We start from the raw sequence: 19,368 nt of genomic DNA on the forward strand, positions 1-19,368 counted from the left end.
AGCAAGCTCCTCGTCATTCGCTCGACTTGCATGTATTAGGCACGCCGCCAGCGTTCGTCCTGAGCCAGGATCAAACTCTCCATAAAAGTGTTTGATTGCTCAAAATTTCACTAGCGCATCATCTTTAAGATGATGTCTTTAAAACTAACAGTTGTTAGTAAGTTTAAATGATTAACATCTTGCTTGTTCAGTTTTCAAGGTTCATATAATGGAGCGGGTGAGGAGAATCGAACTCCCGACAACAGCTTGGAAGGCTGTGGTTTTACCACTAAACTACACCCGCGTAGTTAATATATTTTTTTGAATAAATGGTGCGCCCAGCAGAAGTCGAATCCACAACCTTCTGATCCGTAGTCAGACGCTCTATCCAATTGAGCTATGGGCGCATATATAATTTTTGGTGCGATCGAGAGGACTTGAACCTCCACCGAGTTGCCCCGACTAGGCCCTCAACCTAGCGCGTCTGCCATTCCGCCACGACCGCATTTCGACTTAACGAACAATAACTATTTTAGCATGTTCAACTTAATGTGTCAAGAAGAAAAATGGTGAGTCATGTAGGATTCGAACCTACGACCCTCTGATTAAAAGTCAGATGCTCTACCAACTGAGCTAATGACTCGTAGCTATTAATAAGAATGGCTGGGGTACCTGGATTCGAACCAGGGCATGACGGAATCAAAATCCGTTGCCTTACCGCTTGGCTATACCCCATTCATAATGGCGGTCCGGACGGGACTCGAACCCGCGACCTCCTGCGTGACAGGCAGGCATTCTAACCAGCTGAACTACCGGACCGTTATGAAAATGACCCCTACGGGATTCGAACCCGTGTTACCGCCGTGAAAGGGCGGTGTCTTAACCGCTTGACCAAGGGGCCATGGCTCCGAAGGCAGGACTCGAACCTGCGACCCTCTGATTAACAGTCAGATGCTGCTACCAACTGAGCTACTTCGGAAAAGTATTATTTTGTCGTGTCAGTGTGTTATCACCCTGTCGACTTTTATAAGTATAATGGGTTGTCCATAAAACGTCAACCCTTATTTCAAAAAAAGTTTATTTAATTATCTTTAGCTTCCCTAAACACTTGCCGCATCTATATCGATCTGTGTTCATACGTATCTTACGACTATACCTTAACCCGCATTCTGTGCATACATAAATATATTGAGCACGCTTTACCGGTCTCTTCTTTTGTTCTAAATTCGAACAAAATCGAGGAGCATTTGTTTCTTTTAAAAGTGTCCGAAAATCTGCATCACGATGTTTATATCCCTTTCCTTCTATATGAAGATGATAATGGCATAACTCATGACGGATGATTCCTTCTACTTCTTTCAAACCAAATTGCACATAAGCTTTCGGGTTAACCTCTATATCATGAGATTTAAGCAAATAGCGTCCACCTGTTGTTCGGAGGCGAGAATTAAAATATGCCCGATGGCGGAATGGTTTATGAAATACTTCTCTGGAGATTTGGCGGACGAGCTCTTGTAGTTCGCAATCTGTCATATTATGTCCCTCCTTATAAATAAGTATACTCTCGTTTTGAATATTGTTGTTTTTTAATTTAGCAAGAAAAAACAAAGAGACTAGCGGTGGAAGCCAAGATTTTAAATGGACAGATGGCTGTACTTACCTCATAACAAACCACCGCTAATTTTCTTTGCCTCTTTAAATATGAAAACTAATCATTATTGATTAGGTGGAAGCATCGTTAGAGCAATTCTACCTTTATCCTTCTCTACATTGTCTACCCAAACAGTGACAATGTCCCCCAATGAAACTACATCTAATGGATGTTTAACAAAACCTTTTTTCAGCTTTGAGATATGGACAAGTCCATCTTGCTTTACGCCAATGTCGACAAACGCCCCGAAGTCGACTACATTGCGGACTGTTCCTTGAAGTTCCATGCCTGGCTGTAAATCCTCCATTTTTAAAACATCTTTTTTAAGCAAGGGCTGTGGAAAAGCATCTCGCGGATCTCGAGAAGGTTTCATTAATGAATCAATCACATCTTTCAATGTAACCTCGCCAATCTCCCATTCTTTACTTAGCTCTTTTATATTTAAATTTGAAATTGCTTGTTCTGCCTCAGCCGTGCCTATTTGTTTTTTATCCAACCCTACCGCTTCTAATATGCGGTTTGCTAAATCGTAGCTCTCTGGATGTATAGCAGTTGAATCTAATGGATTCTTTGCATTTGGGATTCTTAAAAATCCAATGGCTTGCTCATATGTCTTAGCACCAAGTCGAGGTATTTTCTTTAACTGCGTGCGGGCAGTAAATTTCCCTTGTTCTCCTCTTGTTTTGACGATATTTTCTGCTACTGTTTTTGATAGCCCTGAAACATATTGAAGCAATGAAGAAGAAGCTGTATTCACATCTACCCCCACTTGGTTTACTGCTGTTTCTACAATAAAGGTGAGTTGTTGTGCTAGTTTCTTTTGAGATACATCGTGTTGGTACTGGCCAACACCTACTGCTTTTGGTTCAATTTTTACCAACTCAGCTAGCGGGTCTTGCAATCGCCTTGCAATAGAGACAGCACTCCGCTGTTCTACCTGTAAATCCGGGAATTCCTCTCTAGCAATTGGCGAGGCAGAGTAAACACTTGCACCTGCTTCATTAACGATTACATAAGCTGCACTCGCATTGGATTCATTCAAACATTCCGAAACAAATTGTTCTGTCTCTCTGGATGCAGTACCGTTCCCTATCGCAATAATAGAAATAGGATAGCGATTCAACAAATCATTAAATATAGATTTGGATTTGTTAATGTCTGCTTTTGCTGTATGTGGATAAATAACCGATATCTCAAGCATTTTACCAGTATCATCAACTACAGCTAATTTACAGCCCGTCCTATATGCAGGGTCTACACCTAAAACATACTTTCCTTTCATTGGAGGCTGCAATAGAAGATTTCTGAGATTTTCAGAAAAAATATGGATAGCCTGTGTTTCGGCTTTATCTGTCAATTCATTGCGTATCTCACGCTCAATTGATGGCTGGATTAATCGTTTATATGCATCCTCCATAGCCACTTCAACTAGTTTGGAAGAAGGTGATGAGGTAGATACAATCCATTTTTTCCGCATGAGTTGATAGATAGATTCAGTCGGCACTTCAATGCCGATCTTTAATATATCTTCTTTTTCTCCACGATTAATAGCTAAAATTCGGTGGGGAACAATTTTATTTACCGGTTCTTGATAGTCGTAATACATTTCAAATACACTTTTTTCATCGAGTTCTTTAGCTTTCACAGTGGATTGAATGACTCCCTGTTTCCAAGAAATCTGACGAATGTTCTCTCTTATCGCTGCATCATCAGCAAATCTCTCAGCTAAAATGTCACTCGCTCCCTGCAAGGCCTCTTCAACACTTTCTACATTTTCATTAATAAAAGGCTGAGCTAGAGATTCTACTTCTGTTTGGTTAAATTGCAATAGGCTATCGGCCAATGGTTCAAGTCCTTTATCCTTTGCAATCGTCGCCTTTGTTCTTCTTTTTTGTTTGTATGGTCGGTATAAATCTTCTACACGTTTCAAAACAGTAGCTTCATTAATATCTTTTGTAAGTTCTTCAGTTAACTTCCCTTGTTCTTCGATAATACGAAGAACCTCTTGTTTACGTTGCTCTAACTGCATTACATAATGATAGCGATCTTCAATCGCTTTAATTTGGACTTCATCTAGTGATCCTGTAGCTTCTTTTCGATAGCGAGCTATAAAGGGTACAGTATTTGATGCTTCTAACAATTGAATTACTTGGTCTACTTGTTGTGTGCGAATGCCGATTTCTTTCGCAATAAGTTGATGCATTTTTTGAGTGTCCATATATTCACTATCCTTCCTTTGACTTCCCTATTTTAACATAGAGCAGCTATTGCTTATTCGCAACAAAAAAGAACAGTTCAACAAAAGTTGAACTGTCCTTCTTTTAAATACCACCTGATGCAACAATAATTTGCTGCAGTTTCTTGATAGCTTTACGCTGCAATCTTGAGACATGCATTTGGGATATACCCAGCATCTCCCCAGCTTCTTTCTGGCTAAGCTGTTGAAGGTATGTAAGCTGAATAATTTGACGTTCTCTTTCTGACAATTCCTTCATTGCGTTTTCTACAATAATACGGCGGTTTGTCTTTTCGAATTCATCATCCTGCTTGCCTACTATATCAAATAACGTTGCAGTGCTACCATCGCCATCAGAATCAATAGGTCTGTCCATTGAAAGTGCTTGATAACTTTGGCTCATTTCCATCGCTTCCAACACTTCATCTTCTTCTACTTCAAGATATTCTGCAATTTCTGCAACTTGGGGTGAACGTTGCGTTTCGGTTGTTAAAAACTCAACAGCTGCTTTAATTTTGGGGCCAAGTTCTTTAATACGCCTTGGCACATGGACATCCCATGTTTTATCTCTTAAGTAGCGTTTGATTTCACCGATAATCGTCGGTACCGCAAAAGCCTCAAAACTACGACCAAAGGAAGAATCAAACCTTCTAATAGCACCAAGCAGGCCTAACATGCCAACTTGTACTATGTCATCATGATAAGAGCGCCCATTAGAATACTTTCTTGCGATGGATTCAACCAAGTATTGATAATGCAAAACTAAATTCGTTTGCGCCTCGTCGTCTTCAGTTTGTTGAAAACGCTGGATCCATTCTAATACTTGCTCTTTTGATGCCGAACTAGAAGGAGATTGTTTCCGCATGGTCATTCACCTGCTCTCGTGATACAAATTTTGTCATGAAAACAGTCACGCCATTGTCGTTGAGTACTTTCACTTCATCCATAAGGCTTTCAATAAGGTATAGACCTAATCCTCCTTCACGAATAAATTGTACATCTTCTTCTTCGTGATAAGGACCGACCTTTTCTTTTACCTCTTCGAATTTAAAACTGCGTCCATAGTCGGCCACCATGATTTCCATTTTGTCCTTATACAAGGCACAGCCGATTACAACTTCTCCATCTTCTTTGTCTGCATATGCGTGCTGAATCGCATTGGTGATTGCTTCACTCGCTGCAATTTTCACATCTTCAATATCATCATATGAAAAACCTACACGGTTCGCCAATCCTGAAATAGCAAGTCGAGCAACACCAACATATTGCGTTTTAGCAGGAACGCGCATCTCCATATAATCAAATTCTCTCATTGTTTGAAATCACCTTCCTAACTTCGATGTTCATAATATCCGTTAAACCTGTGATGTCAAATAAGCGTTTTAAGCGTTCAGATAGGCAAGTAAGTACGATTTCCCCACCATTTGCTACAACGCTTTTATAAAAAGCAACGATAACACTTAAACCTGTGCTATCCATATAATTTACATTTGAAAAGTTCAATTCTACTTGAGTGCCTTCTGATATAGAAATACCATCCAATTGCTCTCTTAAAACAGGAGCAGTATAAGCATCTATTTCTCCTTGAAGAATTGCTTGAACCTTTCCTGTTTCTTCTACTACGTCTAATTTAAAGTCCATCTCTATCCCTCCTGTATTGTTCTCTATAAAAATGCATAAAAAACCGATGCATTATCTAAAATACTACAAGTTATTGTTCCTGTTTGAAAGTATGTATATCGTTTATTGCTTTCAATTTTTAGACCAACATATATGAAATACCCGCATTATATAAGGGTTAAACCTAAAAATAAAACTTTTTTTATTTTTTTTATTCTTTTTTGTTGATTGATAGCCATTTTTTAATTTTCACGGTTGTTCCTATAGTAAGTTGTGAATCTAACTGAAACTCGTCCATGATTCTTTTTACACCAGGCAGCCCAAACCCAATGCCTTTTGTTGTGGCCAAATCCTTTTGTAACAATTCATCGATTTGTGGAATACCTGGTCCATTATCAGATGCTATTACATAAATACCAACTGATTTTTCCTGTATTAATTTTTTCACTTCAATCTTCCCACTCTCTGCATATAAGTGAATGTTTCTAGCTAGTTCACTGATCGCTGTAGCAATGAGTGCTTGGTCAATGATATCAAATCCAATCGACTTAGCTTCCTTGCGGCCAACCTGCCGTGCAGTGACAATATCCCACTCCGTTAAAATATCTATCGAAGAACCTTCCATGAGCGCCTACCTCCAAATCCTTATTTAATAACAATCTATTTTAATGTCAGATGAAGATTTTCCCTTTTTCACACACACAAATCAGGCATCATATAAAAATATGATGGTTAGGGACTTAATAGTTTATACGTTAAATAAACTGAAAATATTTAATTTTTCTATAATGGATTCTTTTTCTAATTGTATAATATAGTTACAAATATTACACTCCATTTTTTGAATATTCATTGTAAATAAGTTGTAAAGAGACAAAGAAAAACACCAGATGACTAGCATCTGGTGTTTCAATATGTATGCTTAAAATTTTAAAAGCCCTAAACTTATTTCCAAAGCTTCTTCTACCTTTACCATTAAAGGGCCATCTAGCTGCGTGATTTTATCTGTTAATCGTGATTTATCGATCGTCCGCAATTGTTCCAACAAAATAACTGAATCCCGTTCAAATCCATATTTCTTAGCGTCAATTTCCACATGAGTTGGGAGTTTCGCCTTTTGAATTTGAGCTGTAATTGCTGCGATAATAACAGTTGGACTAAACCGATTTCCGATATCATTTTGAATAACCAGTACGGGTCTGGTGCCACCTTGCTCAGACCCGACTACTGGTGATAAATCTGCAAAAAAAACGTCTCCACGTTTTACGTTCAAGTTTTCATCCTCCGCTTACGAGTCGCTCCACCATATGTTCCGCTTCATACTCAACATGTAAGCATTCACTACATATAGATAAGTTAATCTGTGACATTTCTACATATCCTTTAACCATTGCTTCTCGCATGTGATTTTTTTGTTTCGTATGAATAGATCTTTTTGTCGGAATATATACTAAATCATTTGCGTCTTTTATTACTATTTGTCTATATGCTTGTTCTATACTTTCAGAAACCAATCGTTCTGGCATCTGAATCAGAACGTTTTCGAGTCCTTTGTGGTTCACAGCCAACACCTCCAGAAACAAATCGCCAATATGTTCTCAACTATCATAATCCTAACATTAAAATATAATATTGAAAAGACAATATCAGTAAGCATTTGACATTATCGCGGTTTTTTTTCTGAATTTGTCGACTACTAGGAAACTCTGTTGCTCTTTATCGCTATTTATATTCCACTTCAAGTTGGCGCGAGGCCAGAAAAAATGATTATTGCTCTTTATATACCCGCGGAACCCGCTCTGAAATCATACATGGTATTTCATAGACGATTGTATGAAGACGCTCTGCCCACTCTTGTATATGAATTTCATTTCCATGTTGTTTGCCAATTAGTGTCACTTTCTCACCAATCTCATACTTTTTAGGCAGGCGCACCATACATTGATCCATACAGATCCTTCCTACAATTGGTACCCTTTTACCCTCTATTAAAACTTCTTGACCAGAAAGACAGCGCAGCAAACCATCGGCATAGCCTATTGGCAACGTACCAATCCACTCGTCTTCTTTTGCTATATATGTACCTCCATAGCCGACTCTGTCGCCCTTTTGAATTTTCTTCACATGTACTAATTCACTTTCTAATGCAAGCGCTTCTTTTAAAGGGTATGGAAGATTTTCTTCAATATAAGTAGATGGTGCAAGTCCGTACATAGAAATCCCAAAACGCACAGCGTCAAATTGGGCACTTTCTTTAACTAATGCAGCAGCTGTATTTGCAGCATGCACTAAGCGTGGTTTTTCAGGCAAGCTGGCGATCATCTTTTGGAATATCGCCAATTGCATTTCATACTGCTCTTGATTCTCTTCATCCGCTGTAGCGAAATGTGTGAAAATACCATCCACTTCTATATTATTAACCATTTTAGCCGCATCATATACAGCCTGTAATTCTTTTTCTTGGCGCACACCAATACGATTCATCCCGCTATCAACTTTTATATGAACCTTAAGCGGCTGTTCGAAATCTTTGGCTAATGGAGCCACTTTGCGTATCCAATCCTCTGAAAAAACCGTTAGGATAATGGCTTCTTTGGCTGCGATAGGCGCAAAAACAATTGGAGAAGCACCTAAAATCATGATTGGAGTATGCGGAATTTCCTGCCGTAAATGCAATGCTTCTTCAGGAGTGGCTACTGCCAAAATAGTAGCACCTGCTTTTAGTGCCTCTTTGGCCACCTGTACATCGCCATGACCGTAAGCATTTGCTTTTACTACTGCGATAACAGAGACATCTGAATGCAAATGCTTACGCAAGTTTACAATATTATGGCGAATAGCTGATAAATTAATAATTGCCTTAGTGGGTCGAAATATTTCATTTTCTTGCATGTCTATACCCTCTTATTAGTTTTTATCTATTATCGTCCCAACCATGGATTTGGTCAAACATAATGATGTAATAATATAGCCCATCATTCATGATCAGAAGATCAATTTCTGCAGCAAAAAGGGACTATCACTCAGTAAGAAATTCTACAATCTTACCGAGTGATGCTTCCCTTACTATTTCATTTCTCCATTTACCATTGAGGATGCTACTTCTACTAACTCCGTCTTACTTAGATCGTTTGAGGCGATAAAGTATGATACACCATCCGCTTCCCAGCTAATAGAGTTGTCCGTGATCGCTCCTACTGTAAATCCTAGATCAGCAGGGTCTCCCGGAGAGAATACTGGAATATACAGTTGTTCCGCTCTAGTTGTTTTTTCTTGGATAATAGTGAAGTTCTTATCTCCCTCGAATGATAAAATTTTACGAGTACCAGCAGTTGTGTTCATTGATTTCTCATCCGTTAATTTTAAATTCCAATCCACTACCGGATAGTGCGTTTCGAAATCTGTATTGGTAGCTTCTTCACCGGAGGCATCTGCATCTGCTGAAGTTGCCACTTTTTCACCGTTTTCATCAGCTGTGCTTTCTTCATTAGAAGCATTATCTTCCGTAGCCTCTTCTTGAGCTGTTTCGCCTGCTGCTTCCTCTTCATTTACAGCTGCTTTATCATCTGTTCCTTCTGTTTTTCCTTCTGTATTACCTTCTTTATTTTCCTCTGCAGTAGCTTCTCCGTCTGCATCTTTAGCTGCATCTTCTGCGGCTTTCTCATCTACATTAGCTTTATCTTTGTTTGCCTCATCTGAGTCGCTTGGTTTTGTGAAATCTTGCAAGTCATAATCCCCAGCTTTTTTAGCAACGCCTAACGTGATTTTTTTGAAGGTGATTTTGATTTGCTCTTCACTTGCTTCGTTTAACACAACTACTTTCGTAGGTAGCAAGGTCTTTTTATTAATGTAGACCTGTTGTGTTGGCAACATCTTCGAATGTGTATTACGTGTCTTCGCTTTAAAGATGTATGAATCCTTTGTTTCTTTCATTGTAGCCTGTGAATCAGAAGCTAAATCTTTCGCCAAAGAATTGATTAAGTAGCCTTGGCTGTTTTGCTTTGGCCAATCACTTTGGAACTTGTACGTCTTTTTCATCGAAGGGGTAACTACAAATACTCCTTCTTCATTGCGGATAATCATTTGAGATGTTTCTTGTCCTTCTTCTGAAACAGCTACACGGTAAAATTCTGGCTTCGTATGCCATACATCAACGTTATACTTTTTAGTATCTCCTGTTGTTTTAATTTCCATATTTGCTTTGACTTCATAACCCTTTGAATCCGCCCATTTCTTGCTTGTCTTTTTGACAATATCCTCCTTTGAATCTGATCCACATGCTGCTAACATCAATACTGCTGCGAAACAAAGCAATCCTAGTGTGAGAAGTTTTCGCAAAACCCCATCCTTTCTCATTTTCCATAAGACATCCTATGAACGAGCTCTACGTTTTATGCAAGCAGTACAACTTGAGCGGCCGCATACTCCTTTGAATGCGTAATACTTACAAAGCCTTGGACAATTTCTTGTTTAAAATATAATATCGGCTGGCCTTTGTCGTTTGGCAAAATTTCAATATCCTGCAATGAACACTCCTTTCCAATCCCTGTGCCGTTTGCCTTTGAATATGCTTCTTTAGCTGAAAACCTGCCTGCAAGAAATTCTAGTTGGCGTCTTGTTTTTAACTGATTGAAAATCGCTAATTCATTTTTTGTGAGGATTCTTTCTTTGAAATGTGGATTGAGATCGTTCGCTTTCATTATTCGAGAGATTTCTACTATATCTAGTCCTATTCCTTTGATCAACTTGGTTTCTCCTTTCATTCAGCCATTAAAACAATGTATAATAATCATATTAAAGTTGAGGTGAATACATGTTTAATCGGACAGAAAAACTTTCACAATACATATTATTATATCCGATGATTTCGATAATAATAGGTATTAATATCGCAGTCTATTTAATTGGGCTCATTCCTCCGTTAGGCCTCAATATTGTTATTAAAGGCGCAGCAGCAAATTATTTAATTGCTGATGGCGAGTATTGGCGGCTGCTCACTTCTATGTTTATCCACGGAGGATTTTTCCACTTGCTCTTTAATATGTTTTCATTGTACGTTTTCGGTCCTGAGTTAGAGCGTCTTGCCGGAAAACTCCGATTCTTCACTATTTATTTTGTATCTGGTTTCATGGGGAATGTCGTTTCGTATTTAATCCAGCCAGCAAATTATGTGAGCTATGGGGCAAGCGGTGCGGTTTTTGGTTTGTTCGGCGCCTTTTTGGCATTGGTGTACTATACGAGAAAGACCATGCCGCAGCTTAAACAAATAATTATGCCAATTGTTGTGATCTCTGTTATTATGACTTTCTTGCAGCCCAATGTGAACGCAACTGCACATATTGCAGGATTAGTAACTGGATTGATTATCGGATTATTTGACTTTCATCCCAAACGTGTCCTTCGCTGGATTAAAAAAAATTAATATACATAAAAGCTGGTGAGGTTTCTAAGAAACTCTACCAGCTTTTTGTATGTTCACTTTCTCTGTCATTCGGCTTATACCATTCAAAAATATCTTTTACTCTCTCATCATCAAAATGTCTAACCTTCGCATGACTTCCCGTCTTTCCTGACATCATCACAACTTTAGCAGAAGCGACATGCTTTTTTTTCGCATAGTAGCTTTGGGACATCGTGAGAGATTGAATTCTCTTTTTCCACACAACAAGCGTTGTTCGGCTAAGTCCTCTTTCAACAATCGTAAGCTGCTGGGAGGTTATGTTAAACCCTGCAGTGCGATATTGCCAATACCCTAGCAACACAGCAATCGGTATTAAAATTAAAGACCATGCCCCGTAAGGAAATAGGAAGAAACATAAAGCTGCTGCCAGCGGGATAGACCAATAAAGATGGATTTTTATATAACGAAATAAAGCTCTTTGTGGAGCTTTTATTAATTGAGGCTCCGTCCAAATACCATTCGGAAAAATTTCTCGTAAGATGAAAAAGCTATTTTTCTTTTTAATGAGTGGAAGCAGAACAATTTTCTTTTCATTTTTTTCACCAGAACTTCCAGCACTCTCAATAACAATCGAGACATACCCGAACAACTGTCTAAACGGCGACTCCACAATGCGAACCCCTTGTATCCTATTCAAAGGAATAGTGAGTCTTTTTTTCTCTAGTAACCCTTTCGACACGAAGAGCCGCTGCTCCTCTTTCTCTATACGAAAGCCAAAATTATTGATAAACGTAACAGCAACAGATAGCATCCACGATACAAATAAAATGAGAAGCGTTATAACACAAATAAGTACAACCCCAAATTTTATATAGTTTTTCACTTCTCCATAAATTTGATCATACGGAATCCAATCGTTTAATTGTGATAGCACAGCAGCCAAACCTGAAAATACAACACCAATACTGCTAGATGTTGTGGCCAGCACCAACAGATCTTTTTGGGACATTTGATGAACCAATGTACGGGTCGGTATCTGTTCTTCTTTATCATCCTTCGCAAGGATAGGTTTGTCATTTTCTGATGCCTTTTCAATATGGTGGTGTTCTTTTGCTCGCTTCATTTGTGCCTCAATCAGATCAGCTTGATTTCTAGTGATAGCAGTCAGGTCTGCTTCCGCCTCTCCGCTATCAGCCGCTGTTTCAATCTTTACTTTTACTAACCCAAATAGTCGATGAAGTAAGCTTTCTTTATAATTTAAGCTCTGTATTCGTTCCAGAGGGATATAGCGCTTCTTTTTTACGAATAAGCCATATTCTATTCTCAATTCTTCCTCTTCAAACCAATAAACAAACTTCTTCCACTTGATAAAAGAGAAAATCAAAATAAGGACTAATAGCAACAAGATACCTGAAAACAGCAAAAGGGTCACTATAAATTTCGGGCTACTTGGACTAAATGAATAGCGAAATCCATTTCCGACCAAGATTACAACCCCTGGAATCACCAAGCCTTTTAAGGTTTGAAGAAAACCCATTAGGATAGTAATTGGATGGAGATGATTCATTTTATTAGACATCGTCTTCTGCCACCCTTGCCAAATCTGAAATACTCGCTCGCAATCCATCTGCTTCCTCTACCGTTAAAGCAGGGATGGTATGTATAGTGGCAGCTGTGGAAATAGAAATGCTCGCCAAATGGTAATGCTTTAATATGGGACCCTGGGAAGAGTCGACATGCTGCACACGCACCATGGGAATCAATGTGCGCTTCACAATAAAAAGGCCGTGTTGAATTTCAATCTCTTGTTCTCTCACTTCATAACGCCAATGGTCCCAGCGAATATTTGGAAATAAATACATATTTAAAAAACTATAAATAATAACGACTGCAATGCTTACTGCATAGATCCAGTACGGACCCTCAAAATAATAAGTGAGTGCGCATGCAATGAGAGCGATTACTAATACAATGAGACTTTCAATCGCCGCATGGATACGCCAAACCGTTAACCCCTTCTTAGATAGTTGATATTTAGGTTGCAATCTTAGAACACGTCCCTTCTTTTAATCTTCGCGCTTTTTACCTACTTCTACTATACGGTATGATAGGTGCTTTTGTTTCATAAAAAAAACATCTTGCTTCGATTGCTCGAAACAAGATGTCTTGTATATTAGTCTTCGCTACGACGAGGTTGGCGACGTCCGCTATCACGGCGTCCACCTTCACGACGGCTACTGCTGCTACGATCGCTGCGGCGACCGCTGCCGCTGCGTTCTCCGCGTTCACCGCGAGAGCTACCGCTTCTATTGCCGCGGTAATTGCCACGACCTTGACTACGACCTCCACCATTACTATTGCCGCGAGAAGATGTGCGACGCATAGGTAATGGACGTTCTTCAGTAATTTTGATTGGTGTATCATCAGGTTCTTTTGTTAGAGATTTCAAAGCAGCAGCTATTAAATCAACTGCATCATGTGTAGTCAACAGTTCTTCTGCCATCGCTCTATAATCACTTAGATGATTTTTCTCTACTAGTTCTTTTAATTGCTCCACTGCAAGAGCTTGTTGGCCAACCAACGCTTCATCAGCAGTAGGTGGTTTTAGTGGCGTCATGCGTTTTTTCGTTGTTTCTTCAACGATGCGCAGATAACCCATTTCACGTGGTGTCACAAATGTAACAGCAAGGCCTGATTTGCCGGCACGGCCAGTACGTCCAATACGGTGAACATAGCTTTCAGGATCTTGTGGAATATCAAAGTTGTACACATGTGTTACGCCTGAGATATCCAAACCACGAGCAGCAACATCTGTTGCTACAAGAATGTCAATTTTGTTTTCTTTAAACTGGCGCAGTACAGATAGACGTTTTGCTTGGCTCAAGTCACCATGAATGCCTTCTGCTAAATAACCGCGGATATTTAAAGCATGTGCTAGCTCATCTACACGGCGTTTCGTACGTCCAAAGACAATAGCTAATTCCGGTTGATGCACATTCAAAAGACGAGATAAAACATCGAATTTTTCACGTTCTTGTGCTTTCACGAAGTATTGATCGATATTTTCAACTGTCATTTCTTTTGATTTGATTTTAACGATTTCTGGATCCTTCATGAAAGTTTCCGCAATTTTACGAATTGGTGCTGGCATTGTTGCAGAGAACAACAATGTTTGGCGTTCTGATGGCACGTTTTCTAAAATTGTGTTGATATCTTCAATGAAGCCCATGTTTAACATTTCGTCCGCTTCGTCTAAAACAAGTGTTTCAACGTTTTCTAGTTTTAGCGTACGGCGTTTGATATGGTCAAGAATACGACCAGGCGTACCTACAATAATTTGAGGTTTATTTTTAAGCGCGCGAATTTGGCGGCTGATATCTTGGCCTCCGTATACTGAAAGAATGCGAGCGCGTTTGTCATATCCAATTTTGTAAAGTTCTTCTGAGCTTTGAATCGCTAGTTCGCGAGTTGGGGCAATAATTAGAGCCTGTACGACTGGATTTTTAGGGTCAACTTTTTCAATAAGCGGAATCCCGAAAGCAGCAGTTTTACCAGTACCTGTTTGCGCTTGACCGATAATGTCGCGTCCTTCTAGGGCGTATGAAATAGTACCTTCTTGGATGGGTGTAGCTTCTTCAAATCCCATACGTTTAAGGGATCTTTGTGTAGAAGCGCTAATATTTAATTCTGAAAAATTTGTCAAACTTCTCATTCTCCTTCTTTGCTATGCAGTTGACAAATGGTTACATTTTCAGATGAATATAGGGCAAATCGAGCCTTTATGGTAGGAACGTTTCCGTTACATATACTATCTCTGCTTTTTGCAGAGGAATTTTATATAAAAAGGGAAAGCCCGGTCTTTGCCGAGCGGTTTAATTCTGAAACATTTCATAATAAATGTAGAATAAACCGTAATGTTCAAAAAAAAGTACTCTCCATCCATTTGGAGAGTCTCCGCACAAAATGTATCCATTGCTTTCAATATTCTAACACGGTAAATACTTTCTTGCAATTATAACGTACATGAAACTCTATATACTTTTTTTATTTATACACACCCTCTCATAAACTCTAACACCTTTGGAAACCACTCTTTTGTATCATCGCTGTAACAGATGAGATGTTTTCCTTCAGGGGAGAAGATTAATTCTTTCTTTTTGCTTGCTACAGTTTGGTATAGGTAAGTTGCTGTGCCATATGGAACAAGCTCATCTTTTTTACCTTGTACAAAACAAACCGGTGTATTTATTTTGTGATAATATGGCGACACTATACGTACTAGGCGCGTGAATTCTGTCACCGAATGTAAGGGAACCTCTATAACCTTTTTTTCATACAGCCGAAAAAAATCATTTTTTTCATAATCTCCATGAAGGGTATCCATAAATAATTTACTTAAATCAATCGCAAATTGTTTAGTGCGAATATATCTGGCTGCGGGACTCAATAGAACAAGAGCTTGAACTTTATAACGCAATGCCAAATACATAGCGATAATCCCACCCATAGAGAAGCCTACTATGTAGACCATATCTACTTTCTTATACAATCGTCTGTAGGCTATTTCTGCATCCATTAACCAATGCTCTGCTGTATAGTGACTAAGATTAAGTTTGTCGCCGTGTCCAGATAAAACGGGGACATGGAGAATCCAATCTGTTTGTTGTTCTAGATATTGAGTAAACGTCTTGATTTCATGTCGTCCACCTGTAAAACCGTGCAAGCATAAGACACCGATTTTCAAATTCGTTCCTCCTCATTGTTGAGACTTTTGTCCGCTGACAAGGAGGATATTCGGGGGTGGCAGTATTCCCTCCTCCTCAAATCCGTAAGGCGATGAATGACGGATGGAGGTTTTATTTCAGTGAACATAAGATAAAAAAAACGCCTAGGAAAATTAGTCTTCCCTAAACGCTTTCTCTTTAATCCTCTTTCGTAAATGCTTTTAATATATGCTCTAAAGCCATGCCACGTGAACCTTTTAGGAGAATGATCGAATGTTCGTCCGCTTGTGAGCGGATACTTTCGATAATTGGCTCATAATCCTGCTCTGTCCAGATGAGACGTTCTGCTGGCACCTGCGCTATCAGCTTTTCATAGAGATGTTTCATGCGAGGTCCATATAAACAAATATGATGTATGGCTTGCAAGTCTATCTCCACCGCTAAATCCTCATGGTATTGCTGTTCCAATTGGCCTAGCTCCAGCATGTCGCCAAGTACAATCCATTTGTCCTTGCGCATGGTGGTTGTCTTCATGAATTCTAGTGCAGCTTTCATTGAAGTAGGAGCAGCATTATAGGCATCGTTTACAAATAAAGTGCCCTGTTCTCCATTTACAAGTTGCATCCGCATATTCGTTAAAGAAACATTTTCTAAAGAATTGCGAATTTCTTCGTCAGTTAAACCAACCTGCTGCGCAATCAAGATTGCGGCTAACGTGTTCTTTACTTGGTGCTGGCCTAGAACAGGAATAAAGAACTCCCCTTCTACCATTCCTTTTACACAGAACACACTGCCTTCTTTTGTTGTCTCCATCCAGCTTACCTGAAGGTCATTGGATGGGCCGGTACCAAAGGATTTTGTATTTAGATGCGCCTCTTTTGCCACTAATTGCTGTAGCAAGGGCTCATCGCCATCATAATATAGCTTTCCTTCTGGCAAGAGACCTTGAATAATCTCAAATTTGGCTTTTGCGATACCTTCTCGAGAACCCAGCGCTTCCATATGCGCTTCACCAATATTGGTGATAACAGTGAACATTGGCTTTGCCATTTTTGATAAAAATTCAATCTGTCCGTAGCCATCCATACCCATTTCTAAAATAGCAAACTGTGTATCCTCATCTAAAGAAAGGATTGTTAATGGCAAGCCAAGTTGGTTATTAAAGTTACCTTCTGTCTTTTGAACTTTAAAGTAGGGAGAGAGCGTTCCAGCTAAAAGGTCTTTGGTAGATGTTTTCCCATTCGACCCAGTAATGCCGATGAATGTAGCCAGATGTTCTCCGCGATATTTAACCGCCATTTGCTGTAAAGCTTTCTCTGGATCTTCTACAAATAGCAATGGCACATCTTGCGGTGGATTCGGCTCATCTTTTTGCCAAAGAGAAGCTACTGCGCCATTTTCAAAGGCTTGAGCTACATATTTATGACCGTTTGTTTTTTCGCCACGAAACGGTATAAACAAGTCGCCTTCTTCTAATGTACGTGTATTGATGGATACCCCAGTCACCAGACGTTCATCCACTTTTTGGTCAAGTTCTAACCAATCTGCAATTTGCTGCAATGTTTTTTTCACAAGAAATCACACTCAATCTTTTTTATTGGTATTGAAGTTGTTGCTTTTCTTCATGGCGTTCAATGGCTAAAGAAATCAACTCTTCGATTAAATCGCTATAAGAGAGATTTGTATTTTGCCAAAGAATTGGATACATGCTGACAGGCGTAAAGCCGGGCATTGTATTTATTTCGTTAATATATATCTCATCCTCTGCTGTCACAAAGAAATCAGCACGGACAAGTCCAGAACAATCTATAATTTTGAATGCACGTTTAGCCATATCGGACATATTAGCAATCACGTTATCTGATACAGGTGCTGGAATCAATAAATCTGTTTGATTATCATTGTACTTGGAATCATAATCATAGAAATCTGTGACTGGTTTAATTTCACCTGGAACAGATACCTTTGGTTCGTCATTGCCCAGTACGGCCATCTCTACTTCACGTGCAGTAATGCCTGTTTCTACGACAATTTTACGGTCATATTTTAAAGCAAGGTCCACTGCTTTGATTAGCTCTTCATGATTAGTTGCCTTACTGATACCTACACTAGATCCTAAGTTAGCAGGTTTTACAAACATTGGCCAAGAGAGCTTATCTTCCATTTCTTTCAGCAGTTCTTCTTGCTTCTTCTGCCATTCTTTACGGATAAAGTACACATATGGCACTTGTTGCAGACCAGCTACTTCGAATAATTGTTTCATTACGACTTTATCCATACCCGCCGCTGAAGCCAAAACGCCATTGCCAACGTAAGGCAAATTCAATACTTCTAGCAATCCTTGAACAGTACCGTCTTCACCATTCGTACCGTGAAGCAAAGGGAAAATTACATCAAACGGTTTCTCATCTGATACTAAGAAACTTGATATATCATTGGGTTTTTCTTCGTTTCCATCCTTTTGGAATACTAAGTCATCCGTATTTTCTACAGGCATTGTTAGTTGTGCGCCTTTTCGCCATTCTCCCTCGCGCGTGATGTAAATTGGAAACACATCATATTGATCAAAATTCAATGCTTGAATGACAGCCTTGGCAGTTGATAATGACACATCATGTTCTGCTGATTTACCACCATATAACAAGCCTAATTTTCTTTTCATTCTTTATATTCCTCCAAGTTTTTTCTACTTCCCATTTTAACACGACTTATTTACATCATAAAATAATACAAATGATTTAATACGCCCTGTAATTTAATATTTCTATCATAGCACTTTGAAGTAATAATACAGTAAAAAAACAAAAGATTCCTACTTATGATATGTAGGAATCTCAAAAAAGCGATTTATAATGCAACGATTCATCCATTTTTACATGGGTGGAATGTGTGCGTTTTTAAAAACTGTCCAGGCAATTTCCTATTTGTGTATTTCTAATACCTTATCCGGAGTTCTCTTCAATAAATTATTTAAATCATCCCATATTTCATCAGGAAAGTACTCTTCAGAAAGTGAGCGTAATTCCAAAACATAGGAGAGCTTCGGTTTTTCAATTTTGTATAACGAAAACAATACGCCATCTTCTACATCTTCACGGAAATTCCCCATCAATTCTTCTCTAATAATCGGTATCAAATTCCCCGTTTTTCGTCTCCAAAAATTAGTCCGTTCTTTTTCCTGGATGATATTATTGAATACTTGCGTAACAAGTTTTCTTAAGTCTGACATGTCACGGAAATAAATTTTCGATGTTTTTGCATCTTGGGAAGATAAATAAACGTATTTATTTTGCAATTGGTGGTAGAAAGGAGAACGAATCGCTTCCTTTTTATGTCCAATATAAAGCAATTCAGCTTGTTCTTGTGGAGTTAGTAGATTTAGTTTACGTTCATCCGAGAAATCAATCCAGCACAAGTCTTTTTTAGAGTCCATCGCCTTCTTTACAAATTTCGGTATACTTTTCTCTTCCACAAACTCTAATCGCGTATGCATGTTGAACGAACCATCATCATACTCATTCTTCAGCAGCAAAATATTTTGAAGCGGACCGACTGCAGAGACAAATTCGCGGAAAGTCAAACCGCTCAACATCGCAAATTGGTTTATTTCATTCTTGTGTACATATAGATGATGTAAATAGTCATCAGCAGCTCGCATTTTTTTTGCCAAGTCGATCACCTCGTTTCCTATACTATTATAAGAGGAAATAAACATTTTTGAAACATTTGTGATGTATTTTCGTTTCACTTTATACAG

General features: G+C 38.9%; 19 protein-coding genes, 8 tRNA genes and 1 rRNA gene. 1 reads left to right on the top strand and 27 read right to left on the bottom strand.

The genetic code is table 11. The features are described from left to right. The 20 genes from RCJ93_RS12765 to acpS all read right to left on the bottom strand — a co-directional run. Window positions 1-86, bottom strand: a 16S ribosomal RNA gene (locus RCJ93_RS12765); the annotation flags it as partial. Window positions 87-209: 123 nt separating this feature from the next. Continuing rightward, window positions 210-283: transfer RNA gene (locus RCJ93_RS12770), tRNA-Gly, on the bottom strand. Window positions 284-309: 26 nt separating this feature from the next. Beyond that, window positions 310-386 (bottom strand) — tRNA-Arg (locus RCJ93_RS12775). Between the two features lie 12 nt (window positions 387-398). Beyond that, window positions 399-484: transfer RNA gene (locus tag RCJ93_RS12780), tRNA-Leu, on the bottom strand. A gap of 62 nt (window positions 485-546) precedes the next feature. Further along, window positions 547-622 (bottom strand) — tRNA-Lys (locus tag RCJ93_RS12785). A gap of 17 nt (window positions 623-639) precedes the next feature. Next, window positions 640-714: transfer RNA gene (locus RCJ93_RS12790), tRNA-Gln, on the bottom strand. Window positions 715-721: 7 nt separating this feature from the next. Next, window positions 722-798 (bottom strand) — tRNA-Asp (locus RCJ93_RS12795). A gap of 10 nt (window positions 799-808) precedes the next feature. Beyond that, window positions 809-880 (bottom strand) — tRNA-Glu (locus RCJ93_RS12800). A gap of 1 nt (window position 881) precedes the next feature. Next, window positions 882-958, bottom strand: a tRNA-Asn gene (locus RCJ93_RS12805). Window positions 959-1,056: 98 nt separating this feature from the next. After that, complete coding sequence (locus RCJ93_RS12810) at window positions 1,057-1,512, bottom strand: SprT family protein (RefSeq protein WP_150285403.1); 456 nt, start codon at window positions 1,510-1,512, stop codon at window positions 1,057-1,059. 182 nt (window positions 1,513-1,694) lie between these two features. After that, a complete protein-coding gene (locus tag RCJ93_RS12815) occupies window positions 1,695-3,848 on the bottom strand; it encodes a Tex family protein (protein ID WP_446739216.1) in 2,154 nt (717 codons plus the stop codon). A gap of 103 nt (window positions 3,849-3,951) precedes the next feature. Beyond that, on the bottom strand, window positions 3,952-4,731 hold the full coding sequence (gene sigB / locus RCJ93_RS12820; protein WP_150285405.1) for an RNA polymerase sigma factor SigB: 780 nt from the start codon (window positions 4,729-4,731) through the stop codon (window positions 3,952-3,954). Next, window positions 4,709-5,179, bottom strand: a complete 471-nt coding sequence (gene rsbW / locus RCJ93_RS12825; RefSeq protein ID WP_066790267.1) for an anti-sigma B factor RsbW — start codon at window positions 5,177-5,179, stop codon at window positions 4,709-4,711. Before rsbW ends, sigB begins: the two co-directional genes overlap by 23 nt. Further along, window positions 5,166-5,507: an STAS domain-containing protein gene (locus RCJ93_RS12830; RefSeq protein WP_066790269.1), complete on the bottom strand. Its 342-nt coding sequence runs from the start codon at window positions 5,505-5,507 to the stop codon at window positions 5,166-5,168. The genes rsbW and RCJ93_RS12830 overlap by 14 nt, the downstream gene beginning before the upstream one ends. A gap of 190 nt (window positions 5,508-5,697) precedes the next feature. After that, window positions 5,698-6,111, bottom strand: a complete 414-nt coding sequence (locus tag RCJ93_RS12835; RefSeq protein ID WP_446739217.1) for an anti-sigma regulatory factor — start codon at window positions 6,109-6,111, stop codon at window positions 5,698-5,700. Between the two features lie 297 nt (window positions 6,112-6,408). Then, on the bottom strand, window positions 6,409-6,759 hold the full coding sequence (locus RCJ93_RS12840; RefSeq protein ID WP_066790273.1) for a type II toxin-antitoxin system PemK/MazF family toxin: 351 nt from the start codon (window positions 6,757-6,759) through the stop codon (window positions 6,409-6,411). A 4-nt stretch (window positions 6,760-6,763) separates the two neighbouring features. Continuing rightward, window positions 6,764-7,048, bottom strand: coding sequence for a transcriptional regulator (locus tag RCJ93_RS12845; RefSeq protein WP_223823621.1), 285 nt, complete (start codon window positions 7,046-7,048; stop codon window positions 6,764-6,766). Between the two features lie 205 nt (window positions 7,049-7,253). Next, window positions 7,254-8,378 carry an alanine racemase gene (gene alr, locus RCJ93_RS12850; protein WP_446739218.1) on the bottom strand — a complete coding sequence of 375 codons (1,125 nt, stop codon included), beginning with the start codon at window positions 8,376-8,378 and terminating at the stop codon, window positions 7,254-7,256. Window positions 8,379-8,552: 174 nt separating this feature from the next. After that, window positions 8,553-9,824, bottom strand: coding sequence for an outer membrane lipoprotein carrier protein LolA (locus RCJ93_RS12855; RefSeq protein WP_446739219.1), 1,272 nt, complete (start codon window positions 9,822-9,824; stop codon window positions 8,553-8,555). 53 nt (window positions 9,825-9,877) lie between these two features. Next, a complete protein-coding gene (gene acpS / locus RCJ93_RS12860; protein WP_066790282.1) occupies window positions 9,878-10,231 on the bottom strand; it encodes a holo-ACP synthase in 354 nt (117 codons plus the stop codon). Window positions 10,232-10,299: 68 nt separating this feature from the next. On the opposite strand from acpS, the gene RCJ93_RS12865 reads away from it, so the two are divergent. Continuing rightward, complete coding sequence (locus RCJ93_RS12865) at window positions 10,300-10,908, top strand: rhomboid family intramembrane serine protease (protein WP_446739220.1); 609 nt, start codon at window positions 10,300-10,302, stop codon at window positions 10,906-10,908. 34 nt (window positions 10,909-10,942) lie between these two features. Here the strand turns inward: RCJ93_RS12865 and RCJ93_RS12870 are convergent, their stop codons facing one another. From RCJ93_RS12870 to RCJ93_RS12900, 7 genes are all read right to left on the bottom strand, one after another. Next, entirely contained in the window at window positions 10,943-12,466 is a 1,524-nt protein-coding gene (locus tag RCJ93_RS12870) for a PH domain-containing protein (RefSeq protein WP_446739221.1), read from the bottom strand. Then, the gene (locus RCJ93_RS12875) at window positions 12,459-12,932 is read right to left on the bottom strand and encodes a PH domain-containing protein (protein ID WP_446739222.1); all 474 of its coding nucleotides are present in this window, start codon (window positions 12,930-12,932) and stop codon (window positions 12,459-12,461) included. The genes RCJ93_RS12870 and RCJ93_RS12875 overlap by 8 nt, the downstream gene beginning before the upstream one ends. A gap of 128 nt (window positions 12,933-13,060) precedes the next feature. Next, the gene (locus RCJ93_RS12880; protein WP_150285411.1) at window positions 13,061-14,590 is read right to left on the bottom strand and encodes a DEAD/DEAH box helicase; all 1,530 of its coding nucleotides are present in this window, start codon (window positions 14,588-14,590) and stop codon (window positions 13,061-13,063) included. Between the two features lie 345 nt (window positions 14,591-14,935). Then, entirely contained in the window at window positions 14,936-15,631 is a 696-nt protein-coding gene (locus RCJ93_RS12885) for an alpha/beta hydrolase (RefSeq protein WP_066790289.1), read from the bottom strand. A gap of 178 nt (window positions 15,632-15,809) precedes the next feature. Further along, complete coding sequence (locus RCJ93_RS12890) at window positions 15,810-17,183, bottom strand: UDP-N-acetylmuramoyl-tripeptide--D-alanyl-D-alanine ligase (protein ID WP_150285412.1); 1,374 nt, start codon at window positions 17,181-17,183, stop codon at window positions 15,810-15,812. Between the two features lie 22 nt (window positions 17,184-17,205). Then, window positions 17,206-18,273 carry a D-alanine--D-alanine ligase gene (locus tag RCJ93_RS12895; RefSeq protein ID WP_446739223.1) on the bottom strand — a complete coding sequence of 356 codons (1,068 nt, stop codon included), beginning with the start codon at window positions 18,271-18,273 and terminating at the stop codon, window positions 17,206-17,208. A 258-nt stretch (window positions 18,274-18,531) separates the two neighbouring features. Next, window positions 18,532-19,290: a hypothetical protein gene (locus RCJ93_RS12900; protein WP_446739291.1), complete on the bottom strand. Its 759-nt coding sequence runs from the start codon at window positions 19,288-19,290 to the stop codon at window positions 18,532-18,534. Window positions 19,291-19,368 lie beyond the last annotated feature (78 nt).

The sequence above is a fragment of the Rummeliibacillus sp. BSL5 genome (assembly GCF_052928305.1).

Coding starts and splice junctions, on each gene's coding strand:
- alr (WP_446739218.1), bottom strand. CDS start 8,378: ATGCAAGAAAATGAAATATTTCGACCCACTAAGGCAATTATTAATTTA.
- RCJ93_RS12810 (WP_150285403.1), bottom strand. CDS start 1,512: ATGACAGATTGCGAACTACAAGAGCTCGTCCGCCAAATCTCCAGAGAA.
- rsbW (WP_066790267.1), bottom strand. CDS start 5,179: ATGAGAGAATTTGATTATATGGAGATGCGCGTTCCTGCTAAAACGCAA.
- RCJ93_RS12870 (WP_446739221.1), bottom strand. CDS start 12,466: ATGTCTAATAAAATGAATCATCTCCATCCAATTACTATCCTAATGGGT.
- RCJ93_RS12895 (WP_446739223.1), bottom strand. CDS start 18,273: ATGAAAAGAAAATTAGGCTTGTTATATGGTGGTAAATCAGCAGAACAT.
- RCJ93_RS12865 (WP_446739220.1), top strand. CDS start 10,300: ATGTTTAATCGGACAGAAAAACTTTCACAATACATATTATTATATCCG.
- RCJ93_RS12815 (WP_446739216.1), bottom strand. CDS start 3,848: ATGGACACTCAAAAAATGCATCAACTTATTGCGAAAGAAATCGGCATT.
- RCJ93_RS12835 (WP_446739217.1), bottom strand. CDS start 6,111: ATGGAAGGTTCTTCGATAGATATTTTAACGGAGTGGGATATTGTCACT.
- RCJ93_RS12830 (WP_066790269.1), bottom strand. CDS start 5,507: ATGGACTTTAAATTAGACGTAGTAGAAGAAACAGGAAAGGTTCAAGCA.
- sigB (WP_150285405.1), bottom strand. CDS start 4,731: ATGCGGAAACAATCTCCTTCTAGTTCGGCATCAAAAGAGCAAGTATTA.